A 6,432-nucleotide genomic window follows, 5' to 3' on the forward strand; every position below is an offset into this window, starting at 1 on the left:
CCCATCCCCACCAGGACCACCGGCTCATCGGCGTCCGCCGAGGATGGAAGCTGCACCGGCGTGGCCGATCCGGCGAGCTCGGACTCCAGATGCTGGGCCAATCCGGCAACCGAGCTGTAGTCCCAACCGACGGTGTCGCGCAGCCGCAGACCCGTGACAGCCGCCAGTCGATTGCGCAGTTCGACCGTCATCTGCGAGTCGAAACCGAGCTCCGCGAAGGTGAGATCCGGATTCAACGACCCAGGGCCGCGCTCGCCCAAGATATGCGCGGCCTCCGCGCTCACCGCCTCGATCACCAAACGTTGACGTTCGTGCTGCAAGGCGGCCAGCCGCTCGTTGAGCGTCGCGTCGGTCGGGGTTCCCGCAGTCCGCCCGTCCGGCACCGGTCCGCTGTCCGACGATGCCGTCGTGTCCGACGTTGGAGCATCTGGCGGCAGATCCCACAGCGGTTGCGCGGCGCCCTGTGCGCGAAGCGCGTCTCGCATCAGCTTTCCGGTCGAGGTTCGCGGAAGTTGCTCAGCGACGACGAACCTGTGCGGCACCTTGAATGCCGTCAGTTGAGTGGCCAGACGCCGGTGGATGTCACGGGTAACCGATTGTTCGTCGAATTGCCCGCCGGCGGGAACGATGAACGCCTGCAATGCCCAGCCACCGCTCGATTCCCGCACTGCGACAACTGCGGCCTCGGCCACGTTGGGGTCCTCGATGATGAGCCGCTCGACCTCGGCCGGATTGACGTTGAGGCCGCCGATGATTTCGATATCGTCGGCGCGACCGCTGTACGTGACCCAGCCGTCGCCGTCGACGTGGACCCGATCCCCGGTGTTGAGCCAATCCCCTTCGGTCAGAACGCTTGTGGGCCGATTCCAGTAGCTCGCCGCGATCGACGGTCCGCGGACCCACAGGTCGCCTTCGGCCCCCGGTTCGGCGCTCGCGCCGTCTGGGGCCACGACGCGAATCTCGTACGGGGCAAGGACCTTCCCAAGAGTCCCCGGGCGCCATTCGTCGACGCTGTTCGACACGAACGTCTGCCCAACCTCGGTGGAGCCAATCCCGTCGAGGATGGGAATACCACCGAAGAATGCCGCGAGCCGCTCGGCGAGCCCGGTCCCCAGCGCTTCTCCCGCTGACACCGCACACCGCAGCGAGCGAAATGCATCGGAGGAGCAGGTCTCGGTCACTCTGGCCAGGAAAGTCGGCACACCGTACAGAACCGACGGCGCGAATTTCGCGACCAACTCGGCGGCGAGATCCGGGCTGACCGGTGCCGGATTGATGATCGACGAACTACCTGTCGCCAACGGAAACCAGACCGAATTACCAAGGCCATAGGCGAAATACATGCGGGCGATACTGAGCCCGATGTCGTCGGAAGTGAGCTGTAGGGCCGTGCGGCACATGGCGTCGACGTACACCAACGCATCGCTGTGTCGATGGATCGCGGCTTTCGGTGGACCCGTCGTACCAGATGTGTAGGTGGCATAGGCAGGCGCGTCGCCACGCATCGGCGCGTAGGCCCCCGGCTCGACGTGGCCCGCGTCGGACAAGAGCTCGCCGGCTTCCACAGCGCGCGACCGCTGAAACCGGGCGCGAAGGGGGCCAGACGTGACGACAAGCGCCGGCATCACATCGCGTTCCTGAAAAGCGTGGTCATCGGGATGGAGGTCCGGATTGGCGAGGAATGCCAGAATCCCGCGAGCCAGGCAGGCCAGCAATAGCTCCACCAGCTCCGGCGAATCCGGGAGGCACAACAGGACGCGGTCTCCTGTGGAGATACCTCGGTTCTTCAGCACTTCCCCAAGTCGTGCGGCCCGGTCATGGATTTGGCCATGTGTGACGACGTGCGGCGCATAGTAGGCGGGCCGGTTACTCCATCCCGCTTGTGACGATCGCTCAGCCAGCAGCCTTGCCAGATTCCCATCCCGCATTACTAGATTGCCTCCCCGACTTCCGGGCGCAACCGTAACCTGACGTTGTCCGCGCTGCAGACTTCTCGGAATCCGCCCGGTAAGTGCAAATCGATGTCAACTCCCCGTATTCGGTATCGTTCGAATCTCGGCGTCGATCGGTTTCATCTCACGGAGCATCGTGGAACACATTTTGAAGAAAGTACTCCGTAATGGTAATCACTGGTTTTCCTCCGCTGATAACTCGATACTTCCGGGCGACAATTCTCGGGTCCGAGTTCTGGTATCCAGCAAGTGCAAGCCAACCAGGCGGCCGTCCCATCCAGACTTCAGCCGCCTCCTTGAACGTTTCGAGGCTACTGAGGTTCATGATCTCACCGATAGGCCGCTCCGTCTCTGTCAGGCTTGTCGTAATCGCAGGAGGCAACAAGTCAATAGCGATCAACGACTCCGCAGCAACAAATGGGTGCCCTGAACTCCGGCCCTTGAGTAGGATCTGACGCCGAAGAATCCGGCCGGTCGGCAATTGCTCTAAATCGGGCGTACCCGGCGCCGTATCGTGAACCTGTTGCTCAACGATCTGCACAACGATCTCATCATTAGCGACAATTCCGAGAGTCCGAGTAAGGGTGCCATTGCACGCTATGAGTATCCGAAGGTCACGATTGAGCTTTCGAATTTCCTCATCAGGCAGAAGGCACTCGACCGCATCTCGACCAGGCCGGTGTCCGAGTCCGGCTGCCTGGTGAATGTTCCCCATCATGCCGGAACGTCCAATCATATGACCTCACAGTTTAGGTAAGCCTCGACGCGCGCTGCAGGTGGGGGCTCATCGCCGCTGGTGGCCGAGATCGAGCCCTGCGCCACCAGAACGAGACCCGCACCGCCCAGACGTTCCCGTGTTGGTTGTTACATTGCCACTGACCACCGCCCTCTTGTGCCTTTTACGAGTCCAGGCACAAAGTTTAAGCACCACTACCGATATGTCGCAGAACAGCGCGCCTCGAGCAGCGTCACGCCCGGGCCGGCGGATCCACCTCGCCGGCTACTTCCAAGCACACCGCGAGAGCTCCGGCGCCGACGTGCAATGCGAGGACGGGGCCCAGGTCGGTCACGATCGCAGGCTCACACACCGGCAGTCGCTCGGCCAGTGCCGCCACCAGGTTCTGGGCGCCATCGGGGTTGGCGACGTGATGCACCGCGAGCGAAGCGGATCGTTCCCCGACAATCTCACTCACCCGGTCGATCATGGTCGCGACCGCTTTGTTCGCCGTTCGAACTCGTTGTGCAAGGACAAGTTTACCGTCGTCCATGCGTAACAGCGGCTTCAGTGACAGCTTGGTGCCCAGCCACGCACCGGCACCACCGATACGCCCGCTCCGCCGCAGGTTGTCCAGCTGATGCACAACGATGAACCCGTGATTGCGGCTCACCGCGGCGGTAGCGGCTTGCACGACGGTGTCCAGGTCGGCGCCGTCGGCCGCGGCCCGTGCCGCGGCCAGCGCGATGAAGCCGGTGTTCATTCCGGTGAATTTCGAGTCGAGAACCCTTACTGCTGAGCCGATCTCGGCCGCGGAGGTCTCGGCGGCACCTAGCGTTCCCGACAACGCCTTGGAAAGGTGCACGGCGATCACCCCGTCGCCGCCGCTGTCGGCCAGCGCCTGCCGGTAGACATCGGCCAACTCGGCCGGTGTCGCGGCTGCCGTGGTGGCATCTCCGTATTCGTGGATGTTGGCTGGAATGTCGTCCACGCCGTCGCGCAGGTCGACGCCGTCGAGCAGAATGTGTAGGGGGGCTTGCCGTATCCCCCACTGCCGACGCAGTTCCTCGGGAAGGCGCGCCGATGAATCGGTCACTACGACGACAGGCATGAAGTCAGCCGCGCGGTTTCTCGGCTTCGATGCCGGCCTTATTGCGCGGCTCCTCCTCATCGCGCTCCGCGCTCTGCATCGTCGCCACGCCGGCCTCGGCCAGCGCTTTGAGCATCAGTTCCGCGACGGCCTGGTGCGCTTCGAAGTTCCAGTGGATTCCGTCGGGATTGCCGCGACCGCTCAGCACGTGTTCGGCGACAGCGGCTTTCAGGTCGACCAGCGGAACGTCGTGTTGGTCGGCCCACTCGGTGATCGCGGCGACCGTGCCCGGCCGGCCGTGATGGGCATTCCCGTAAGTCTCGGCGATGTGCACCGAGGGAAGCGATGCCACAATCGGGATTCCGGGCCGGTTGAAATCGATTGCACCGCGCGTCTGTTCGAGGTACTCGACCGAAAGATGCGGCGGCAGAGCGGCCCTGGCCACCGGAGAAAGTCGCGGCTGCACCCAACCGTAGCCGTCGCGAGCCCATCGCCGCAGCCACGGCGGACGCACGTAGCGGATCAGCTCGCGCAATGCGGTGGGCAGCGGCGACGGCAGCGAGTCCATGCCACCGGTCGCGAAGATCACCGCTCCGGCGCGAGGCAACGCCGCCCACGCCCGCGGGTCCTGGGTGGCCGCCCACCAGATATCCCGGCACGTCCAACCGATCCGGCCGATCAGCTCTAATTCCCAACCCAGCTGTGCGGCAACGATATTGGGCCAGATCCGCAGGTCATCTGCCGGTAGCCCGCCGGTGGGCCCATAGTAGGCAAGGGAGTCGGCGAAGACCAGCAGCGTCGGCCGCGTCGGCCGCTCAGAGGACATCGCCGGCGACCTGTGCCGATGCGTTCCACACGTCAAGCCGCCACCGGATGGCGTCGAAATCGTCGGCGCCATCGGGGTCGGCGATGTGACCGGACAGCTGGGTCCAGCTGGTGTTGCCCATGCCGCCCAATGCGGGCCAGTTGTCGACAGGTAACCGCAGCAGCGCCGCGGTCAGCGCAGCGATCAGGCCACCGTGCGCAACCAACACCACTGGTCGCACCGGTTCGTCGGCGGCGCCCCATTCGGGCTCACCAGCGACCAGCTCGGCGATCAACGGCAGACTGCGGGCGGCCACGTCAACCCGGTTCTCCCCGCCGTGCGGCGCCCACCTGGCGTCGTCGCGCCACGCCAGTCGGGCGCCCGGTGCGATCGCGTCGATCTCGGCGTGAGTCATGCCCTGCCAGTCGCCGAGGTGGGTTTCTCGCAGGCGTTCGTCGACCCGGACCCGCAAGCCGGTGCGTTCCTCCAACTCGATCGCGGTGTCGTATGCGCGGCGCAGATCCGACGACACGACCAGCAGCGGATGGTGTTTGGCCAACGCCTCGGCCGCGGTGATCGCCTGGGCCCGGCCCAGCTCAGTCAGCTCGGTGTCAAGCTGACCCTGCATGCGGCTGTCGAAATTGAACTCGGTCTGACCGTGTCGCATCATCACCAGCCGGCGCACCGTCATGAGACGTCCACCGTGACCAGCGGACAGTCCCGCCAGAGCCGATCCAGCGCGTAGAAATCGCGTTCGTCTTGGTGCTGGATGTGCACGACGATGTCGACGTAGTCCAGCAGCGTCCAGCGGCCTTCGCGGGTGCCCTCGCGGCGGGCGGGCTTGTAGCCGGCTTCACGCATTTTCTCCTCGACCTCGTCGACGATCGCGTTGACTTGCCGTTCGTTGGACGCCGACGCGATCACGAAGCAGTCGGTGATGACGAGTTGATCGGACACGTCGATGACGACGACGTCGTCGGCAAGCTTCGATGCGGCCGCGCGGGCGGCGACGGTGGCCATGTCGATCGCCTCGGTCGTGGCCGTCACGCCTCCTCCGCGGGTTTGCGGTAGAGGTCGCGCTTGGAGATGTACTGCACGACGCCGTCGGGCATCAGGTACCACAACGGCCGGCCTTCTGCGGCGCGCAGCCGGCAGTCGGTGGACGAGATGGCCAGCGCCGGGATTTCGACCAACGACAGCGCGTCCTCGGGCAGACCCTCGAGGACGCCGCTGAGATGCTCGCTGCCGAGCTCGTAGCCGGGCCGACTGACTCCGACGAAGCGCGCGGCCGCGAACAGCTCGTCCAGGTCCTGCCAGGACAGGATGGAGGCCAGCGCGTCGGCGCCGGTGATGAAATACAGGTCGGAGTCGGGATTCAGCGTGTGCAGATCCCGCAGCGTGTCCTTGGTGTAGGTGGGTCCGCCGCGATCGATGTCGACGCGGCTGACCGAGAAGCGGGGGTTGGCCGCCGTGGCGACGACCGTCATCAGATAGCGGTCTTCGCCGGCGCTGACCTGGCGGCCCTTCAGCCAGGGCTGGCCGGTCGGCACGAACACCACCTCGTCGAGGTCGAACAGATCAGCCACCTCGCTGGCCGCGACCAGGTGACCGTTGTGGATGGGATCGAACGTCCCGCCCATCACTCCCAGCCGCCGCTTTTGCACGGTTTGCCAGCTTACTTGAGCGGTGTGGAGCGGGCTTCCGATGTCACAGAGGCCACATCAGCACCCGGCCGGACCGGGCCGCGTTGACTCGCTAAAGATGCCCGTTTAGTCCCTTCGTTGCCTCATGTGAAAGTGCCCGCGTAGGGCATGTCGTTGCAGTCGGTTGGGGTTGGGCTGAGCTACCGCCGAATGATGGAGTTGACGTT

At 64.9% G+C, this 6,432-nt stretch carries 6 protein-coding genes and 1 pseudogene; all 7 read right to left on the reverse strand.

Features of this window, described 5'->3' with window-relative positions:
- Positions 1-1,928, reverse strand: a 1,928-nt coding sequence (locus WAN02_RS00090; protein WP_422261643.1) for an AMP-binding protein, incomplete at its 3' end; no start/stop codon positions are given.
- 57 nt (positions 1,929-1,985) lie between these two features.
- Positions 1,986-2,667 (reverse strand): annotated as a pseudogene (locus WAN02_RS00095) (chorismate--pyruvate lyase family protein); the annotation flags it as partial.
- 253 nt (positions 2,668-2,920) lie between these two features.
- Positions 2,921-3,778 carry a DegV family protein gene (locus WAN02_RS00100; RefSeq protein ID WP_422261634.1) on the reverse strand — a complete coding sequence of 286 codons (858 nt, stop codon included), beginning with the start codon at positions 3,776-3,778 and terminating at the stop codon, positions 2,921-2,923.
- A gap of 4 nt (positions 3,779-3,782) precedes the next feature.
- A complete protein-coding gene (gene octT, locus WAN02_RS00105) occupies positions 3,783-4,583 on the reverse strand; it encodes a diglucosylglycerate octanoyltransferase (RefSeq protein WP_422261636.1) in 801 nt (266 codons plus the stop codon).
- On the reverse strand, positions 4,573-5,253 hold the full coding sequence (gpgP, locus tag WAN02_RS00110) for a glucosyl-3-phosphoglycerate phosphatase (RefSeq protein WP_422261639.1): 681 nt from the start codon (positions 5,251-5,253) through the stop codon (positions 4,573-4,575). The genes octT and gpgP overlap by 11 nt, the downstream gene beginning before the upstream one ends.
- Entirely contained in the window at positions 5,250-5,609 is a 360-nt protein-coding gene (gene rsfS / locus WAN02_RS00115) for a ribosome silencing factor (RefSeq protein ID WP_325685816.1), read from the reverse strand. The genes gpgP and rsfS overlap by 4 nt, the downstream gene beginning before the upstream one ends.
- On the reverse strand, positions 5,606-6,226 hold the full coding sequence (nadD, locus tag WAN02_RS00120; protein ID WP_422261641.1) for a nicotinate-nucleotide adenylyltransferase: 621 nt from the start codon (positions 6,224-6,226) through the stop codon (positions 5,606-5,608). The genes rsfS and nadD overlap by 4 nt, the downstream gene beginning before the upstream one ends.
- Positions 6,227-6,432: the final 206 nt, after the last annotated feature.

It is taken from the genome of Mycobacterium sp. (assembly GCF_049281135.1).
Taxonomy (GTDB): domain Bacteria; phylum Actinomycetota; class Actinomycetes; order Mycobacteriales; family Mycobacteriaceae; genus Mycobacterium.

What these genes read in the sequence shown, in the direction of transcription:
- WAN02_RS00100 (WP_422261634.1), bottom strand. Translation starts at nt 3,778, where the DNA reads ATGCCTGTCGTCGTAGTGACCGATTCATCGGCGCGCCTTCCCGAGGAA.
- octT (WP_422261636.1), bottom strand. Translation starts at nt 4,583, where the DNA reads ATGTCCTCTGAGCGGCCGACGCGGCCGACGCTGCTGGTCTTCGCCGAC.
- gpgP (WP_422261639.1), bottom strand. Translation starts at nt 5,253, where the DNA reads ATGACGGTGCGCCGGCTGGTGATGATGCGACACGGTCAGACCGAGTTC.